Annotated in this window: 17 protein-coding genes; 11 read left to right on the top strand and 6 right to left on the bottom strand. The window is 72.4% G+C overall.

Translation table 11 applies throughout. The features are described 5' to 3' along the window. Positions 1 to 20 precede the first annotated feature (20 nt). Positions 21 to 257, top strand: coding sequence for a DUF6213 family protein (locus tag BG482_RS32170; protein WP_028807142.1), 237 nt, complete (start codon positions 21 to 23; stop codon positions 255 to 257). Between the two features lie 80 nt (positions 258 to 337). Here BG482_RS32170 and BG482_RS32165 read toward each other — a convergent pair whose 3' ends face one another. After that, complete coding sequence (locus tag BG482_RS32165; protein ID WP_069772723.1) at positions 338 to 1,564, bottom strand: acyl-CoA dehydrogenase family protein; 1,227 nt, start codon at positions 1,562 to 1,564, stop codon at positions 338 to 340. A 176-nt stretch (positions 1,565 to 1,740) separates the two neighbouring features. On the opposite strand from BG482_RS32165, the gene BG482_RS32160 reads away from it, so the two are divergent. After that, complete coding sequence (locus BG482_RS32160; RefSeq protein WP_069772722.1) at positions 1,741 to 2,382, top strand: TetR family transcriptional regulator; 642 nt, start codon at positions 1,741 to 1,743, stop codon at positions 2,380 to 2,382. Between the two features lie 34 nt (positions 2,383 to 2,416). Here BG482_RS32160 and def read toward each other — a convergent pair whose 3' ends face one another. Beyond that, positions 2,417 to 2,956 carry a peptide deformylase gene (gene def, locus BG482_RS32155; protein ID WP_069772721.1) on the bottom strand — a complete coding sequence of 180 codons (540 nt, stop codon included), beginning with the start codon at positions 2,954 to 2,956 and terminating at the stop codon, positions 2,417 to 2,419. A 158-nt stretch (positions 2,957 to 3,114) separates the two neighbouring features. Here def and BG482_RS32150 point away from each other — a divergent pair, with 158 nt between their 5' ends. From BG482_RS32150 to BG482_RS42975, 5 genes are all read left to right on the top strand, one after another. Continuing rightward, positions 3,115 to 4,353, top strand: a complete 1,239-nt coding sequence (locus BG482_RS32150; protein WP_069772720.1) for a MurT ligase domain-containing protein — start codon at positions 3,115 to 3,117, stop codon at positions 4,351 to 4,353. A 22-nt stretch (positions 4,354 to 4,375) separates the two neighbouring features. Then, on the top strand, positions 4,376 to 5,104 hold the full coding sequence (locus BG482_RS32145) for a type 1 glutamine amidotransferase (RefSeq protein WP_069772719.1): 729 nt from the start codon (positions 4,376 to 4,378) through the stop codon (positions 5,102 to 5,104). Positions 5,105 to 5,294: 190 nt separating this feature from the next. Further along, on the top strand, positions 5,295 to 6,320 hold the full coding sequence (locus BG482_RS32140; protein WP_069772718.1) for a 6-phosphofructokinase: 1,026 nt from the start codon (positions 5,295 to 5,297) through the stop codon (positions 6,318 to 6,320). Positions 6,321 to 6,434: 114 nt separating this feature from the next. Further along, positions 6,435 to 7,385 carry a cytochrome c oxidase assembly protein gene (locus BG482_RS32135; protein WP_069772717.1) on the top strand — a complete coding sequence of 317 codons (951 nt, stop codon included), beginning with the start codon at positions 6,435 to 6,437 and terminating at the stop codon, positions 7,383 to 7,385. A gap of 61 nt (positions 7,386 to 7,446) precedes the next feature. Then, a complete protein-coding gene (locus tag BG482_RS42975; protein WP_107450830.1) occupies positions 7,447 to 7,617 on the top strand; it encodes a hypothetical protein in 171 nt (56 codons plus the stop codon). Here the strand turns inward: BG482_RS42975 and BG482_RS32130 are convergent, their stop codons facing one another. Genes BG482_RS32130 through BG482_RS32115 form a run of 4 tightly spaced genes read right to left on the bottom strand, consistent with a single transcriptional unit; the run spans position 7,618 to position 11,711 of the window. Then, a complete protein-coding gene (locus tag BG482_RS32130) occupies positions 7,618 to 8,823 on the bottom strand; it encodes a sensor histidine kinase (RefSeq protein ID WP_069772716.1) in 1,206 nt (401 codons plus the stop codon). After that, positions 8,820 to 10,550 (bottom strand): cation acetate symporter, encoded by a 1,731-nt coding sequence (locus tag BG482_RS32125; protein ID WP_069772715.1) that lies wholly within the window; start codon positions 10,548 to 10,550, stop codon positions 8,820 to 8,822. Before BG482_RS32125 ends, BG482_RS32130 begins: the two co-directional genes overlap by 4 nt. After that, positions 10,547 to 10,945 carry a hypothetical protein gene (locus BG482_RS32120; RefSeq protein WP_069772714.1) on the bottom strand — a complete coding sequence of 133 codons (399 nt, stop codon included), beginning with the start codon at positions 10,943 to 10,945 and terminating at the stop codon, positions 10,547 to 10,549. The genes BG482_RS32125 and BG482_RS32120 overlap by 4 nt, the downstream gene beginning before the upstream one ends. A 1-nt stretch (position 10,946) precedes the next feature. Further along, positions 10,947 to 11,711 carry a LytTR family DNA-binding domain-containing protein gene (locus BG482_RS32115; RefSeq protein ID WP_069772713.1) on the bottom strand — a complete coding sequence of 255 codons (765 nt, stop codon included), beginning with the start codon at positions 11,709 to 11,711 and terminating at the stop codon, positions 10,947 to 10,949. Between the two features lie 79 nt (positions 11,712 to 11,790). On the opposite strand from BG482_RS32115, the gene BG482_RS32110 reads away from it, so the two are divergent. The 4 genes from BG482_RS32110 (at position 11,791) to BG482_RS45505 (ending at position 17,161) form a co-directional block, all read left to right on the top strand. Next, positions 11,791 to 12,276, top strand: coding sequence for an Lrp/AsnC family transcriptional regulator (locus BG482_RS32110; RefSeq protein ID WP_069772743.1), 486 nt, complete (start codon positions 11,791 to 11,793; stop codon positions 12,274 to 12,276). 156 nt (positions 12,277 to 12,432) lie between these two features. Continuing rightward, complete coding sequence (gene ddaH, locus BG482_RS32105; RefSeq protein WP_069772712.1) at positions 12,433 to 13,245, top strand: dimethylargininase; 813 nt, start codon at positions 12,433 to 12,435, stop codon at positions 13,243 to 13,245. Beyond that, entirely contained in the window at positions 13,242 to 14,471 is a 1,230-nt protein-coding gene (gene rocD, locus BG482_RS32100; protein ID WP_069772711.1) for an ornithine--oxo-acid transaminase, read from the top strand. Before ddaH ends, rocD begins: the two co-directional genes overlap by 4 nt. 110 nt (positions 14,472 to 14,581) lie before the next feature. Then, a complete protein-coding gene (locus BG482_RS45505; RefSeq protein WP_256096541.1) occupies positions 14,582 to 17,161 on the top strand; it encodes a SpoIIE family protein phosphatase in 2,580 nt (859 codons plus the stop codon). The last annotated feature ends 80 nt before the right edge of the window (positions 17,162 to 17,241 follow it).

Raw genomic sequence — 17,241 nt, 5'->3', positions numbered from 1 at the left:
CGCGCGGCTACGATCCCGGTGTGAACCGCGAAGTGACTCTGCCTCTGATCGTCGATGACCGCGGGACCTTGCAGGTGGCCGCGGCCGACGTGAGCAAGCTGCTCCGCACGCTGGGAGGGCGGTGGCTGCACCTCGTCGAGGCCGGAGCGGACGGGCTGGACGAGGACACGGTGGCCGCTCTGACCATCGAACTGGCCAAGCTGGCCGACCGCATCGACGTGGCGTGCATCGCGCACAGCAGCGGGGGCGCCCCGTAGAGGTCCGGTTCGTCCCCGCGTGCGGGTCGAGGGGGTTGCGGGGACCGCACGATCGGCCCCCGCGCACCGCGCCCGCCGTGCTACCGGATGGGCATCCCCGACAGGGTCCGGGCGATGACCAGGCGCTGGATCTCGCTGGTGCCTTCGAAGATCGTGTAGATCGCGGCATCGCGGTGCATGCGCTCCACCGGGTACTCGCGGGTGTAGCCGTTGCCGCCGAGGATCTGGATCGCCTGCGCGGTGACCTGCTTCGCGGTCTCGCTGGCGTACAGCTTCGACATCGAGCCCTCGGCCGCCGTGAAGGGCTTGCCGTTGACCGCCATCCACGAGGCGCGCCAGACCAGCAGCCGCGCCGCGTCGATCTGGGTGCGCATGTCCGCGAGCTGGAAGGCGACGCCCTGGTTGTCGATGATCGGGCGGCCGAACTGCTCACGGGTCTTGGCGTAGTCGAGGGCCACCTCGTAGGCGGCGCGGGCCGTGCCGACCGCCATGGCGCCGACGGCGGGGCGCGAGGCCTCGAACGTGGCCATCGCCGCGTTCTTCACCCGCTCGCCGCCCGACTTCGCCCGCTCGCGCGCCCGCGCCAGCCGCTCGTCCAGCTTCTCCTTGCCGCCGAGGAGGCACGAGCCGGGGACGCGCACGTTGTCGAGGATGACCTCGGCGGTGTGCGAGGCGCGGATGCCGTGCTTCTTGAACTTCTGGCCCTGGGCCAGGCCCGGCGTGCCCGGCGGGACGATGAAGGAGGCGTGCCCCTTGGAGCCCAGCTCGGTGTCCACCGCCGCGACGACGACGTGGACGTTGGCGATGCCGCCGTTGGTCGCCCAGGTCTTGGTGCCGTTGAGCACCCACTCGTCCTTGGCCTCGTCGTACACGGCGCGGGTGCGCAGGGAGGCGACGTCGGAGCCGGCGTCGGGTTCGGAGGAGCAGAACGCGGCCACCTTGACGTCGTTCGCGTCCCCGTACATCTGCGGGATCCAGGTGCCGATCTGTTCCTCGGTTCCGTTGGCGAGAACGCCCACGGCGGCCAGTCCGGTGCCCACAATGGACAGGGCGATGCCCGCGTCGCCCCAGAAGAGCTCCTCCATGGCCATCGGGATGCCGAGACCGGTGGGGTCGAAGTACTGCTGCGCATAGAAATCGAGGGAGTAGATGCCGACCTTCGCGGCCTCCTGGATGACCGGCCAGGGAGTCTCCTCACGCTCGTCCCATTCGGCGGCCGCGGGGCGGATGACGTCGGCGGCGAAGCCGTGCAGCCAGTCCCGGACCTCCTTCTGTTCGTCGTTGAGCTCCATGGTGAACTCGGCCATGTCCCCTCCAGCGGCGGAACGTGTGTTACTAGCGGTAACCCGAGAGTCTGTTACTCGTCGGTAGGAAAGTCAACTCCTGATGACGGGCCGGAGCCCTGCGGCCCGTTCGCTGTCAGGCTGCTGTCAGGTGTTAGTTTGCGCAGGCGTCACCGAACAAGCACGGGTGGGGAGAGCACATGGACACCACGCAGCGGACCGAGCAACAGCGGTCCGCCGACCGCCGACGGCGCGAACTGCTGGAGGCCGCCGACCGGGTGGTGCTGCGCGACGGCCCACAGGCCTCGATGAACGCCATCGCCGCCGAGGCCGGCATCACCAAGCCCATCCTCTACCGCCACTTCGGTGACAAGGGAGGCCTGTACGCCGCCCTCGCCAAGCGGCACACCGACGCGCTGCTCGACTCGCTGCGCGCCGCGCTGGACGCTCCGGCGGAACGACGGGAGCGGGTCGAGGCGACCCTCGACACCTACCTGGCAGCCATCGAGGCCCGGCCGCAGGTGTACCGGTTCCTCATGCACCCGTCCGACGGGTCGGTGGGCGAGCAGGGGTTCGACGTCGGCAAGCACTCGGCTCCTCTGCTGCGCCGGATGGGCGAGGAGCTCGCCCAGGTCATCGAGGAACGTCTGGACCTCGGGCCCGGCAGCCAGCAGCTCGCGCGGGTCTGGGGCCACGGGATCGTCGGGATGATGCACGCGGCGGGCGACTGGTGGCTGGGCGAACGGCCCTGTTCCCGCGCGGAGCTGGTGCGCAGCCTGGCCGACCTGCTGTGGGGCCGCCTCGCGGCGGCCGGCGACAAGGTCGGCGGTCCCGGCTTCTGAGGGGGCCGGGACTCGCGCCGCGGGGCCCGTGGGCTCAGCCGCTCCACTCGGCCCTGCGCACCTGACGGGCCAGTCTGCGCCCGCGCAGGCCCGTCACCCGGTCCGCGTACACCCGGCCGTCCAGATGGTCGGCCTCGTGCTGCAGGCATCGGGCGAAGAACCCGGTGCCGCGCACGGTGACCGGCTCCCCCGCCGCCGTGAAGCCCTCGACCACCGCCTCGTCGTACCGCTCCGTCCCCGCCTCCAGGCCCGGCAGGGACAGACAGCCCTCCGGGCCGCGCATCACGATGCCGTCCGTCCGGACCAGCCGCGGGTTGACCACATGGCCCAGGTGGCGGACGTCGTCGTCGTCCGGGCAGTCGTAGACGAACACCCGCAGGGGCTCGCCGACCTGGTTGGCCGCCAGGCCGACCCCGCGGGCCGCGTACATCGTCGCGAACATGTCCTCGACGAGCCGGGCGAGTTCGGGGCCGAAGTCGGTGACGTTCTCGCAACGGGTGTGCAGGACGGGGTCGCCGAGCAGGGTGAGGGGCCGGACGCGCCCGTGGGCGCCCGGGATGGAGCGGTGTCGCATGCCGGCAAGGGTACGGTCCTTCGTGACACGCGCATGCCGTCCACGGGCGGGAGGCGGTCCCGGGATTCGGGAGTGCGGGGGGATCTCGATAGGCTGACCACCTACCACGTTGCCGTACGGCAGAGGCGCGGCGCGTACGCAAGGAGGATCGAGAACTGATGGCAGGCAACTCGGACCCGCTCACGCCGCGGGCCAAGATCGCCGTGACCGCCGGCAAGGCGGTCGCGGCGGCGTCGCGCGCGGCGGGGCGCGGCAGCGGTTCGGTGATCGGCGGCCGGGTGGCGCTCAAGCTCGACCCCGACCTCCTCGCCCGGCTCGCCCAGAACCTGGACGTCGTCCTCGTCTCGGCGACCAACGGCAAGACCACCACCACCCGGCTGATCGCCGAGGCGCTGCGCGCCGCCGGGCCGGTCGTGTCCAACGCGCTCGGCGCCAACATGCCGGCCGGCATCACCTCTGCCCTCGCGGGCGGTTCCGAGGCCCGCTACGGCGTGATCGAGGTCGACGAGAAGTACCTCGCGGGCGTGGCCCGGGACACCGCCCCCAAGTGCATCGCGCTGCTCAACCTCTCCCGCGACCAGCTGGACCGCGCCGCCGAGACGCGCATGCTCGCGGAGAACTGGCGCGAGGGGCTCGCCGGCTCCAAGGCGGTCGTCGTCGCCAACGCCGACGACCCGCTGGTGGTGTGGGCGGCCTCCTCGTCCCCCAACGTCGTCTGGGTCGCCGCCGGGCAGATGTGGAAGGACGACGCCTGGTCGTGCCCGTCCTGCGGCGGCGTCATGCAGCGGCCCGGGGACGACTGGTTCTGCGGCGAGTGCGGCTTCCGGCGGCCGACGCCCAGCTGGGCGCTCAGCGGCGACCACGTCCTCGACCCGCACGGGTCCGCCTGGCCCATCCACCTGCAGCTGCCGGGTCGCGCCAACAAGGCCAACGCCGCCTCCTCGGCCGCCGTGGCCGCCGTCTTCGGAGTGCCGCCGCAGGTGGCGCTGGAGCGGATGTACGCGGTGCAGGCCGTCGCCGGACGCTACGACGTCGTCCAGTTCCAGGGCCGCGACCTCCGACTGCTGCTCGCCAAGAACCCCGCGGGCTGGCTCGAAACGTTCAGCCTGATCGATCCGCCGCCCACCCCGGTGATCCTCTCGGTGAACGCGCGCGGCGCCGACGGCACCGACACCTCCTGGCTGTGGGACGTCGACTACACCCGGCTGACCGGTCACCCGATCTTCGTCGTCGGCGACCGCAAGCTGGACCTGGCGGTGCGCCTCGAAGTCGCCAACCAGCACTTCCAGGTGTGCGAGAACCTCGACCAGGCCGTGCAGCAGGCGCCGCCGGGCCGGATCGAGGTCATCGCGAACTACACCGCGTTCCAGGACCTCCGCCGCCGCGTCGGCAACTGACCCTAAGGACGATCCCATTCCCATGAGCGACAACCAACTGCGGCTGGTGTGGATCTACCCCGACCTGCTGAGCACCTACGGCGACCAGGGCAACGCCCTCGTCGTCGAACGACGCGCCCGGCAGCGCGGGCTGGACGTGGCCCGGCTCGACGTGCGCAGCGACCAGCCGATCCCGACCTCCGGCGACATCTACCTCATCGGCGGCGGCGAGGACCGGCCGCAGCGGCTCGCGGCGGAACGGCTGCGCCGTGACGGGCACCTGTACCAGGCGGTGAACAACGGCGCGATCGTCTTCGCGGTCTGCGCCGGCTACCAGATCCTGGGCCACGAGTTCGTCAACGACCTCGGCCAGCGCGAGCCGGGCCTCGGCCTGCTGGACGTGACGACGACGCGCGGCGAGGGCGAGCGCTGCGTCGGCGACGTCCTCGGGGACATCGACCCGAGGCTCGGTCTGCCCCCGCTGACCGGGTTCGAGAACCACCAGGGCATCACCCACCTCGGCCCGACCGCCCGCCCCCTGGCCCGCGTCTCGCTCGGCAAGGGCAACGGCACCGGCGACGGCACCGAGGGCGCGTACAACGACACCGTGTTCGGCACGTACATGCACGGCCCGGTGCTGGCGCGCAACCCGCTGATCGCCGACCTGCTGCTGAAGCTGGCGCTCGACGTCAACGCGCTGCCGCCGATCGACGACCACTGGTACGAGGCGCTCCGCAGCGAGCGCATCGCGGCCGCCCAGCAGCCTGCGTGACCTGTATGTTCACCCGATCTTCGGGCCGCCGTCAGCAGCCCGTATGACGCTGCGTCCGCACAGGTGAGCAGGCACGTCCAGCAGGCGGACGCGTGCTTCGGCCCCGCCCCCTCCTGACGCTAGGGTGGCGGGGATTCGAGCCGGACAGCGTGGTCCGGACCGGCCCTCGTGAAGAAGGTTGTTTCGGGCTATGCGCATTGGTGTCCTCACGTCCGGCGGCGACTGCCCCGGCCTGAACGCCGTCATCCGGTCCGTCGTGCACCGTGCCGTCGCCGACCACGGCGACGAGGTCATCGGCTTCCGGGACGGCTGGAAGGGCCTCCTGGAGTGCGACTACCTCAAGCTCGACCTCGACGCGGTGAACGGCATCCTCGCCCGCGGCGGCACGATCCTCGGTTCCTCCCGCGTCCAGCCCTCGCATCTGCGGGACGGGGTGGAGCGCGCCCGGGGCCACGTGGAGGAGCTCGGCCTCGACGCGATCATCCCGATCGGCGGTGAAGGCACCCTCAAGGCCGCCCGGCTGATGTCCGACAGCGGGCTGCCCATCGTGGGAGTGCCCAAGACCATCGACAACGACATCGCCGTCACCGACGTGACCTTCGGCTTCGACACGGCCGTCGGCGTGGCGACCGAGGCCCTCGACCGGCTGAAGACGACCGCCGAGTCGCACCAGCGGGTGCTGGTCGTCGAGGTCATGGGGCGCCACACCGGCTGGATAGCGCTGCACTCCGGCATGGCGGCGGGCGCGCACGCCATCGTCGTGCCGGAGCGGCCCTTCGACATCGAGGAGCTGGCCCGTCGGGTCGGCGCGCGGTTCGAGGCGGGCAAGCGGTTCGCGATCGTCGTCGCGGCGGAGGGCGCGAAGCCCGCGCCGGGTGGCATGGCCTTCGACGAGGGCGGCAAGGACGTCTACGGGCACGAGCGGTTCGCCGGGATCGCCCGCCAGCTCTCCATCGAGCTGGAGTCCCGGCTCGGGAAGGAGGCCCGGCCGGTCATCCTGGGCCATGTGCAGCGCGGCGGCACGCCGACCGCCTACGACCGGGTGCTGGCCACCCGGTTCGGCTGGCACGCGGTGGAGGCCGTGCACCGGGGCGAGTTCGGTCACATGACGGCCCTGCGCGGCACGGACATCGTCATGGTGCCGCTGGCGGAGGCCGTCGAGACGCTGAAGACGGTTCCCGCGCAGCGGTACGACGAAGCCGAGACCGTCCTGTAGTCCTGCAGAAGGGCCACGACTGCGGCCGCCCCCGGTGACAGCGAGCGCCGGGGGCGGCTCTACTCTTGGGGCGGCAGGAAACGTACAACCCCCCACGAATCAGGAGCCGGCGCAATGGATCACGGCGGGCACGGCATGACCATGGATCTGCCGCCGTTCACGCTGGGACGCGGTCTTCAGTGGTCGGCGGACCCGTTCTTCCTCGTCGCCTGTGCGGTGGGACTCGGCCTGTACGCGTGGGGCGTGGTGCGGCTGCGGCGGCGCGGCGACGCGTGGTCGGCGGGGCGGACCGTGTCGTTCGTCGTCGGCGTGCTGACCGTCGCGCTGGTGATGTGCACCGGGCTGAACGACTACGGCATGGTCATGTTCAGCGTGCACATGGTGCAGCACATGGTGATCAGCATGCTGTCGCCGATCCTGCTCCTGCTCGGCGCGCCCATGACGCTCGCGCTGCGCGCGCTGCCGGCCGCCGGCCGGGGCCGCAAGGGGCCGCGCGAACTGCTGCTGATGCTCCTGCACAGCCGGTACATGCGGATCATCACCCATCCCGCGTTCACCATCCCGCTGTTCATCGCGAGTCTCTACGCGCTGTACTTCACGCCGCTGTTCGACTTCCTGATGGGGTCGAAGACCGGGCACCTCGCGATGATGGTGCACTTCCTGGCCGTCGGCGTGGTGTTCTTCTGGCCGATCATCGGCGTCGACCCGGGGCCGAACCGGCCGGGCTACCTGATGCGGATGCTGGAGCTGTTCGCGGGCATGCCGTTCCACGCGTTCTTCGGCATCGCGCTGATGATGGCCTCGCAGCCCATGGTGGAGACGTTCAAGAACCCGCCCGCCTCCCTCGGCATCGACGCGCTGGCCGACCAGAACGCGGCGGGCGGCATCGCCTGGGCGTTCAGCGAGGTCCCGTCCGTACTGGTGCTGATAGCGCTGCTGTTCCAGTGGTACGGCTCCGAACAGCGGCAGGCCAAGCGCAAGGACCGGGCCGCGGACCGCGACGGGGACCAGGAGCTGGAGGCGTACAACGCCTATCTTGCGTCACTCGACGCACGCGGGCGCTGAACCCGGGGCACCATGGAGGGGGACGCGCCCTGCGCAGGGCGGCCCCGAGGAGGGTGTCTCGATGGCCGGTACCACGGACAGTTCCACGAAGACCATGGGGGTGCTCACCGTCGGCGGGCTCGTCATGGTGACCGCCTACACGGTGGCGCTCGGCAGCAACGGCTGGCTGTGGTTCGGCTGGGTCGTGCTGGGCCTGATCACGCTCGCCCTGGTCGTGATGCGGACCGGCTGATCAGCCGGGGGCGAGGCGGCCCGCCGAGTGCACGCCCGGCTGGTACTTCGGCAGCCGGGCGGTGATCTTCATGCCCGCTCCGAGGGCGGTCTCGATCACGAGGCCGTGGTCGTCGCCGTAGACCTGGCGCAGCCGGTCGTCCACGTTGGACAGGCCGATGCCGCCGGACGGACTGACCTCGCCGGCCAGGATGCGACGCAGCAGCACCGGGTCCATGCCCGCGCCGTCGTCCTCGATGACGACCAGGGCCTCGGCTCCCGCGTCCTGCGCCGTGATCCGGATGTGGCATTTGTCCGCCTTGCCCTCCAGTCCGTGCTTGACGGCGTTCTCCACGAGCGGCTGCAGGCAGAGGAAGGGCAGGGCCACCGGCAGCACCTCCGGTGCTATCTGGAGGGTGACGGCGAGACGGTCGCCGAAACGGGCGCGGACCAGGGCCAGGTAGTGGTCGATGGCGTGCAGCTCGTCGGCGAGGGTGGTGAAGTCGCCGTGCCGGCGGAACGAGTAGCGGGTGAAGTCGGCGAACTCCAGGAGCAGTTCACGGGCGCGCTCGGGGTCTGTGCGCACGAACGAGGCGATCACGGCGAGCGAGTTGAACACGAAGTGCGGGGAGATCTGGGCGCGCAGAGCCTTGATCTCGGCCTCGATGAGTCTGGTGCGGGACTGGTCGAGGTCGGCCAGCTCCAGCTGGACGCTCACCCAGCGGGCCACCTCCCCCGCTGCCCGGACCAGGACGGCGGACTCCCGGGGCGCGCACGCGACGAGGGCTCCGTGCACCCGGTCGTCGACGGTGAGGGGGGCCACCACGGCCCAGCGGACGGGACAGTCGGCGTGCTCACAGGTGAGACGGAAGGCCTCGCCCCGGCCGCTCTCCAGAGGTCCGGCCAGTCGCTCCATGATCTCGGTGCGGTGATGCGACCCCACCCCGTCCCAGGCCAGCACCTCCTTCTGGTCGGTCAGGCACAGCGCGTCCGTGCCGAGCAGGGTGCGCAGTCTGCGGGCGGATCTGCGGGCCGTCTCCTCCGTGAGGCCGGCCCGCAGCGGGGGCGTGGCGAGGGACGCGGTGTGCAGGGTCTGGAAGGTGGCGTGCTCGACGGGGGTGCCCAGGCCGCCCAGGCTCTCCGGGCGGGCGGTGCGGCGGCCCAGCCAAAAGCCGGCGGCGAGGAACGGCAGGATCGCGATGCACACCCCCGCGAGGAAGCCGCTCATGCCCTCGCCTCCGCGGCCCGCAGCTCTTCCGTGCGCAGTTCCTCCGGCAGGTGGAAGCGGGCCAGGATCGCCGCCGTGCCGGCCGGGACGCGCCCGGGGGTGGCCAGGGACACCAGGATCATGGTGAGGAAGCCGAGCGGCACGGACCACAGCGCGGGCCAGGCGAGCAGGGCGTGCACGGCGCCCGTGCCCGGCAGGCCCGCCATGGTCGCGGCGACGGCGACGAACGCCGACCCGCCGCCCACCAGCATCCCGGCGGCCGCGCCGGGCGGGGTCAGCCGTCGCCACCAGATGCCCAGGACGAGGAGCGGGCAGAAGGAGGACGCCGACACCGCGAAGGCCAGTCCGACGGCGTCGGCCACCGGCAGGCCGCCGACCAGGAAACTCGCCGCGAGGGGCGCGGCCATGGCGAGCCCGGTGCCCAGGCGGAAGTGCCGTACGCCGCGGGTCGGCAGCACGTCCTGGGTGAGGACGCCGGCCACGGCCATCGTCAGCCCGGACGCGGTGGACAGGAACGCGGCGAACGCGCCCCCGGCGACCAGCGCGCCCAGCAGGTCGCCGCCGAGGCCGCCGATCACCCGGTCGGGCAGCAGCAGGACGGCGGCGTCGGCGTCGCCGCTGAGGGCGAGCTCGGGGGTGTAGAGGCGGCCGAGGGCGCCGTAGAGCGGCGGCAGCAGGTAGAACGCGCCGATCAGCGCGAGGACGGCGACCGTGGTGCGGCGGGCGGCCACCCCGTGCGGGCTGGTGTAGAAGCGGACGACGACGTGCGGCAGGCCCATGGTGCCGAGGAACGTGGCGAGGATCAGCCCGTAAGTGGCGTACAGCGGGCGTTCCTCGCGGCCGGCGGCCAGGGAGGTCGACATGCCGCCGTTGCTGCCGCGCTCGGCGGTGGGCACCGCGGCGCCGCGGGCGAAGGTGAGGCGGGCGCCGCGCTCGATGTGGTGGGAGCCGGCGGCCAGCCGCAGGACGGCGCCCTCGTAGGGGCGGCCGTCGACCGTGCCGTCCACCGTGACGGTCAGCGGGCGGTCCAGCTCGAGGTCGAGGGTGGCGTCGACCCGGACGACCCGCTGGTCGCGGAAGGCGGGCGGTTCCTCGAAGGCGTCGCGGGGAGCGCCGTCGCCCTGCCAGGCGAGCGCCAGGAAGAGGGCGGGGACGAGGAGGGCGGTGAGCTTGAGCCAGTACTGGAAGGCCTGCACGAAGGTGATGCTGCGCATGCCGCCCGCGGCGACGGTCGCCGTGACGACGACGGCGACGATGACTCCGCCGAGCGAGTCGGGCGCGCCCGTCAGCACGGTCAACGTCAGCCCGGCGCCCTGGAGTTGAGGGATCAGGTAGAGCCATCCCACGCCGACGACGAAGGCGCCCGCGAGCCGTCTGACCGCCTGCGAGGCGAGGCGCGCCTCGGCGAAGTCGGGGAGGGTGTAGGCGCCCGAGCGCCGCAGCGGGGCCGCGACGAACAGCAGCAGCACCAGATAGCCGGCGGTGTAGCCGACCGGGTACCAGAGCATGTCCGGCCCCTGGACCAGGACGAGTCCGGCGATCCCGAGGAAGGAGGCGGCGGAGAGGTACTCGCCGCTGATGGCGGCCGCGTTGAGGCGCGGGCCGACGGTGCGGGAGGCGACGTAGAAGTCGGAGGTGGTGCGGGAGATGCGCAGACCGAACGCGCCGACGAGCACGGTCGCCACCACGACGAGGGCGACGGCCGGGACAGCGAACGCCGGGTTCACCGGTCCTCGACCAGCCGCACGAAGTCCCGCTCGTTGCGCTCGGCGCGGCGCACGTACCAGCGAGCGAGCAGGACGAGCGGGGCGTAGAGACAGAAGCCGAGGACCGCCCATTCCAGGCGGTGGGCGTCGGGCATCGCCGCGAACAGCAGGGGCAGCGGGCCCATGAGAAGCGCGAGGACGGCGAACACCGTGAGGGCGGCGCGCAGTTGGGAGCGCATGAGGGTGCGGACGTAGGTGTGGCCGAGGGTGGTCTGCTCGTCGATCTCGGTGCGTGGGCGGTAGTAGCCGGAGGCGTGGGGGTACCGGCCGCGTGAGCGCTGCCGCGCGTGCGGGAGGGTGCGGCGCGCGGGACCGGTGACGACGACGCGGCGTTCCGCGGGGTCCTGACTGGGCACGCTAGGGCCTCCTCATCAGCAGGTCGCGCAGTTCGCGGGCGTGACGACGGCTGACCTGGAGTTCCGCGCCGCCGACCAGGACGCTCACCGTGCCCGCGTCCAGGCGCAGTTCGCCTATGTGGCGCAGGGCTACGAGATGACGGCGGTGGATGCGGACGAAGCCCCGGGCGCGCCAGCGCTCCTCCAGGGTGGACAGCGGGATCCGCACGAGGTGGCTGCCGCGGTCGGTGTGCAGGCGGGCGTAGTCGCCCCGGGCCTCGACGTGGGTGATGTCGTCGACGGCGACGAAGCGGGTGACACCGCCGAGTTCTACGGGTATGTGGTCCGGGTCCGGCTCGTGCACGGGGATGGGTGGGGCGGCGCCGCGCACTTCGGCGGCTCTGCGTTCGACGACACGACGGACCGCCTCGGCGAGGCGTTCCGTGCGCACGGGCTTGAGGACGTAGTCGACGGCCTTGAGGTCGAAGGCCTGGACGGCGAAGTCCTCGTGGGCGGTGACGAAGACGACCAGGGGCGGTCGCGCGAAGCCGGTGAGGAGGCGGGCGAGGTCGAGTCCGTCGAGACCGGGCATCTGGATGTCGAGGAAGACGACGTCGATGGCCTCGGGGCCCTGCGGTCCGGACTCCAGTGCCCGGTTGATGCGGCGCAGCGCCTCGGTCGCGTCGCCGGCGCCTTCCACACTGCCGATGCGGGGATCCGCGGTGAGCAGGTAGAGCAGCTCTTCCAGCGAGGGGCGTTCGTCGTCGACGGCGAGGGCGCGCAGCATGAAGGTGGAGTGTAAGGGCGATCCGCACCGCGGGACACGTACGGGGGTGCCGGCGCACGTGCTGTCCTACAGTGCCCGCATGAACAGCGCGCCCGCCCCGTTCGACGAGCTCGACCGGAAGATCATCACCGCTCTGATGGCGAACGCCAGGACGAGCTTCGCCGAGATCGGCACGGCGATCGGCCTCTCCTCGACGGCCGTCAAGCGCCGGGTGGACCGGCTGCGGGACACCGGGGTGATCACGGGGTTCACGGCGACCGTGGAGCCGTCGGCGCTGGGCTGGCGCACGGAGGCGTACGTGGAGGTGTACTGCGAGGGCGCGGCTCCGCCCCGGCGTCTGGCGGAGGTGGTGCGCAACCATCCCGAGATCACCGCGGCGATGACCGTGACGGGCGGGGCGGACGCGCTGCTGCACGTGCGGGCACGGGACGTGGAGCACTTCGAGAACGTGCTGGAACGGATCCGGGCCGAGCCCTTCATCCGCAAGACGATCAGCGTGATGGTGCTGTCCCACCTGCTGCCGGACAGCCCCGAGGCGGGCGCGACCCAGCCGGCTCCCGAATAAACCTGCGCGCACGCAGTAAGCCTGCGTTCCACGGGATCATCACGCAGCATTACTGCGCGGACACGCAATGCTCGTTCCTTGTCGTGCGTGCCTGTCAGTTCCTACCGTGGTGTCAACCCTCAGTCGACACCCGCAGGGAAACGGAGGAATCCCTCTGTGACCGAAAGCCGTGTGCGTCGCCCCCGGCGCTTCCTCGTCTGCGAACCCCGGCACTTCGCCGTGCAGTACGCGATCAACCCCTGGATGCATCCCGACAGCCCCGTCGACGTCGACCTCGCCCAGGAGCAGTGGCAGACGCTGATCCGCGCCTACCGGTCGCACGGCCACACCGTGGACGCCGTGGAGCCGGCCCCCGGACTGCCCGACATGGTCTTCGCGGCCAACTCGGCGGTCGTCGTGGCGGGCCGGGTCTTCGGCTCCCTCTTCCACGCGCCCGAGCGGCGGCCCGAGTCCGACCACTACGACACCTGGTTCCGGGCGGCGGGCTACGACGTCCACCGGCCCGAGTCGGTCTGCGAGGGTGAGGGCGACCTGGTGTGGACCGGCCGCTACGTGCTGGCCGGCACCGGGTTCCGCACGACGCGTGAGGCGCACCGGGAGGTGCAGGAGTTCTTCGGCCACCCGGTGATCAGCCTGACGCTGGTGGACCCGCACTTCTACCATCTGGACACGGCGCTGTTCGTCCTCGACGACGACAACATCGCGTACTACCCGCAGGCGTTCTCCGCCGGCAGCCGCGCGGTGCTCGCCCGGCTGTACCCGGACGCGGTGCTCGCCACCCGCGACGATGCCATGGCGTTCGGTCTGAACTCGGTCTCCGACGGTCGCCATGTCTTCATCGCGCCGCAGGCCGAGGCCCTCGCCGCGCGGCTCGGCGAGCGCGGATACGTTCCCGTCCCCGTCGACCTCTCGGAGTTCCGGAAGGCCGGCGGCGGCATCAAGTGCTGCACCCAGGAGATCCGTTCATGACCGCACCCGTCGTCCCCGCCCGCTCCTCCGCCGATCTGATCCGCGCCGAGGAGCCCGTGCTCGCGCACAACTACCATCCGCTGCCCGTGGTCGTCGCGAGCGCCGAGGGCGCGTGGGTGAAGGACGTCGAGGGCCGACGCTACCTCGACATGCTGGCCGGCTACTCGGCCCTCAACTTCGGCCACCGTCACCCGGCGCTGATCGAGGCGGCCCACCGTCAGCTGGACCGGCTCACGCTCACCTCCCGCGCCTTCCACAACGACCGCCTGGCCGAGTTCGCCGAGCGGCTCGCGAAGCTGACCGGCCTGGACATGGTCCTGCCGATGAACACGGGCGCGGAGGCGGTCGAGAGCGCCGTCAAGGTGGTGCGCAAGTGGGCGTACGAGGTGAAGGGCGTGCCCGCCGACCGGGCGACGATCGTCGTCGCCGCGGACAACTTCCACGGCCGCACCACGACCATCGTGAGCTTCTCGACGGACGAGACGGCCCGCACGGGCTTCGGACCGTTCACGCCGGGCTTCCGGGTCGTCCCGTACAACGACCTGGCCGCACTGGAGGCGGCGGTCGACGAGACGACGGCGGCGGTGCTGATCGAGCCCATCCAGGGCGAGGCGGGCGTCATCGTGCCCGACGACGGCTACCTCACCGGGGTGCGGGAGCTGACCAGGCGCAGGAACTGCCTGTTCGTCGCGGACGAGATCCAGTCCGGCCTCGGACGCACCGGCCGGACGCTGGCCGTGGAGCACGAGGGGGTGATGCCCGACGTGCTGCTGCTCGGCAAGGCGCTGGGCGGCGGCATCGTGCCGGTGTCGGCGGTGGTGGCGCGACGGGACGTGCTGTCGGTGCTGCGGCCCGGGGAGCACGGCTCGACCTTCGGCGGAAACCCGCTGGCCGCGGCCGTGGGCACGGCGGTGGTGGAGCTGCTCGAGACCGGCGAGTTCCAGCGCCGGGCGGCCGAGCTGGGCGTCGTCCTGCGGGACGGGCTGTCCGGACTGGTCGGCAGGGGCGTCGTCGGCTTCCGGGCCAGGGGGCTGTGGGCGGGCGTCGACGTCGACCCGGCGCTCGGCACCGGCCGCGAGGTGAGCGAGCGCCTCATGCGGGAGGGCGTGCTCGTCAAGGACACCCACGGCTCGACCGTCCGGCTGGCGCCGCCGCTGACGATCACCGCCGACGAACTGCTCTCGGCGCTGGCCTCGTTGGAGAGGGTGCTGACGCAGGGGACCTGACGGACCGCGTGGCGCGGCCGGCGCTCGGGTGGCCCGGCCGTTGTCGTGCGGGCAGGGTGAGGATTGAGTCAGGAGGTGGTAGACCACTCACAGCGACAGAGAGGTCGACCGTGGGCACACACGATGAGGACGACGTTGCCCGTCGGCGGTTCGACGTGGCGGACACCGCCCCCCTGCTCCTGGACACGCGGGGAGTGGTCACGAGCTGGACCAGGGACGCCGAGCGCCTGCTGGGCTATCGGGCCGTCGAGGCGGTGGGCATGGACATGTCCGACCTGCTCGCGCACGGCGACGCGCGACGGGTCCCCGACATCCTGGAGCGGTGCCGCCGCGAGGGCGGGTGGGCCGGGTTGCTGTCCGCCCGCCGCGGGGACGGCCGGCCGGTCCCGGTCATGGCCCGGATCACCTCGGCGCACGAGCCCGGCGGTCTGGCGCGCTGGCTGGTGATGCTGAACGAGATGGGCGACGCGCCCGGCTGGAACATGAGCCGCTCGGTCCTGGAGCAGATGGTCGGGGGCGCCCCGATCGGCATAGCGATCGTGGACACCGACCTGCGCTACGTGTGGTCCAACGCGGCCCTCGCCAGGTTCGGCGGGGGCCCGCCGGAGCGACGGCTGGGGCTGCGGATGGCCGACGTCCAGCCCGGCCTCGACTCCGAGGCCATCGAGGCGCAGATGCGACGGGTGCTGGAGAGCGGGGAGCCTGTCGTCGGCTACGAGCACCTGGGCCATGTCCGGGCCGCGCCGCACCGGGAGACCGCGCACATGCTGTCGTTCACCCGGCTGGACGACGACCACGGCCGTCCGATGGGCGTCTACTACACGGTCGTCGACATCACCGACCGCCATCGCGCCCGGCAGCGGCTCGCGCTGCTCGACAGGGCCGGCCGGCGCATCGGCAGCAGTCTGGACATCGCCCGGACGGCGCAGGAGCTCGCCGACGTGGCCGTGCCGGGGTTCGCCGACGTCGTCACCGTCGACCTGCCCGAGCGGGTGCTGCGGGGCGCCGAGCCCATGCCCGGCCCGACGGCGGACGAGACCCGTGCCCCGGTCCGTCTGATCAGAGCAGGCCACCGCACGGCCGGGGGCAGCGAGGCCGGCGGGGCCGGGGACCGGGACGGGAGCGGCGACCCGCACCAGGAGCAGGACCGTGACCGGAACCGGGACGGAGATGCGGGACGGGTTCCTGACCGGTCCGGGGAACGGGACTGGGGTGGGGACTGGGGTGGGGAAGGGGAGCGGGGCGGGCCGCCCGCGGTCGTCTACCGGGGCGACTCGCCCCCGGTGCGCTGTCTGGTCACCGGGCGGCCCTGGCGGGCCGACCGGCTGGACGGGGCCGTCGAGGAGTGGCTGCCCTCTCTGCCCGCCGGGTCCGAGCGGCCCAGCGCCCTCATCGTGCCGGTCCGGGCCCGCGGCACGACCCTGGGCGTCACCGTCTTCCTGCGGGACGGCCGGCGTGAGCCGTTCGACGAGGACGACCTGGCCCTGGCCGAGGACCTCGTCTCGCGGGCGGCCGTCTGCGTGGACAACGCCCGCCGCTACACCCGCGAGCGGGACGCGGCCCTGGTGCTCCAGCGCAACCTGCTCCCCCGCCGGCTGCCGGAGCAGGACGCGGTCGAGGTGTCCGCCTGCTACCGGCCGGCCGACGAGCTGACCGGACTCGGCGGCGACTGGTACGACCTGATCCCGCTGTCCGGGGCCAGGGTCGCCCTCGTGGTCGGCGAGGTGCCCGGATTCGGCATCGACGCCGCCGCGGCGATGGGCAGGGTGCGCACCGCCGTACGCACCCTCGCCGCCCTCGATCTGCGGCCCGAGGAGATCCTCGCCCACCTCGACGACCAGGTCGCCCGCATGGACCACGAGGAGGACGTGACGGCCGGGGTCCGGCCCCGGGCCGAGGGCGCCCAGGCGGCGGGGTCCGCGTGCGTGTACGTCGTCTACGACCCCGTCGACGGGCGCTGTGTGATGGCCGCGGCGGGACATCCCGCCCCGGCCGTCGTCGGGCCCGACGGCGACGTCACGTTCGTCGAGCTGCCCCAGGGGCCGCCGCTCGGCGCGGGCGGACCCCCGTTCGAGTCGACCGAGGTGATCCTGCCGGAGGGCAGCACCCTGGCGCTGCACACGGACGGGCTGCTGGCCCGTGGCGAGCAGTGGACGGCGGACAGCGACCGGGAGCGGCTGCGGCGGGCCCTGGAACAGTCCGCGGGCGCCCTCGACCTGCGCTGCCGGACCGTGATCGACGCCCTCGTGCCGGCCCGCCCCCACGACGACGTCGCCCTGCTGATGGCCCGCACCCGCCGGCTGAGTGCGGACCGGGTCGCCGACTGGGTGCTGCCCGCCGAGCCGGCGGCGGTCGCCGAGGCCCGCAAGACCGCGAGCCGGCGGCTGGCCGAGTGGGGGCTCCCGGAGCTGTCGTTCACCACCGAACTGGTCGTCAGCGAGCTGGTCACCAACGCCATCCGGTACGCGACCGGGCCGATCCGGCTGCGGCTCATCCGCGAGCGCACCCTGATCTGCGAGGTCTTCGACGGCGGCGCCACCGCACCCCACCTGCGCCATCCCCGCGCCACCGACGAGGGCGGACGCGGCCTGCTGCTGGTCTCCCAGGTGAGCCGGCGGTGGGGCACCCGGTTCCTCCCCGAGGGCAAGGTCATCTGGGCGGAGCAGTCGCTCACCGATCCCGGCGGGTGATTCCGGCGCGTGGTCCGGCAGGTGAGCGGTGAGCCGATACGCCGCAACTCGTGAGAAAATGGCGCGAAACCGGCGGATGG

This window comes from Streptomyces sp. LUP30 (genome assembly GCF_001746365.1).
GTDB lineage: Bacteria > Actinomycetota > Actinomycetes > Streptomycetales > Streptomycetaceae > Streptomyces.
This window is presented reverse-complemented; position numbering and strand designations above follow the sequence as displayed.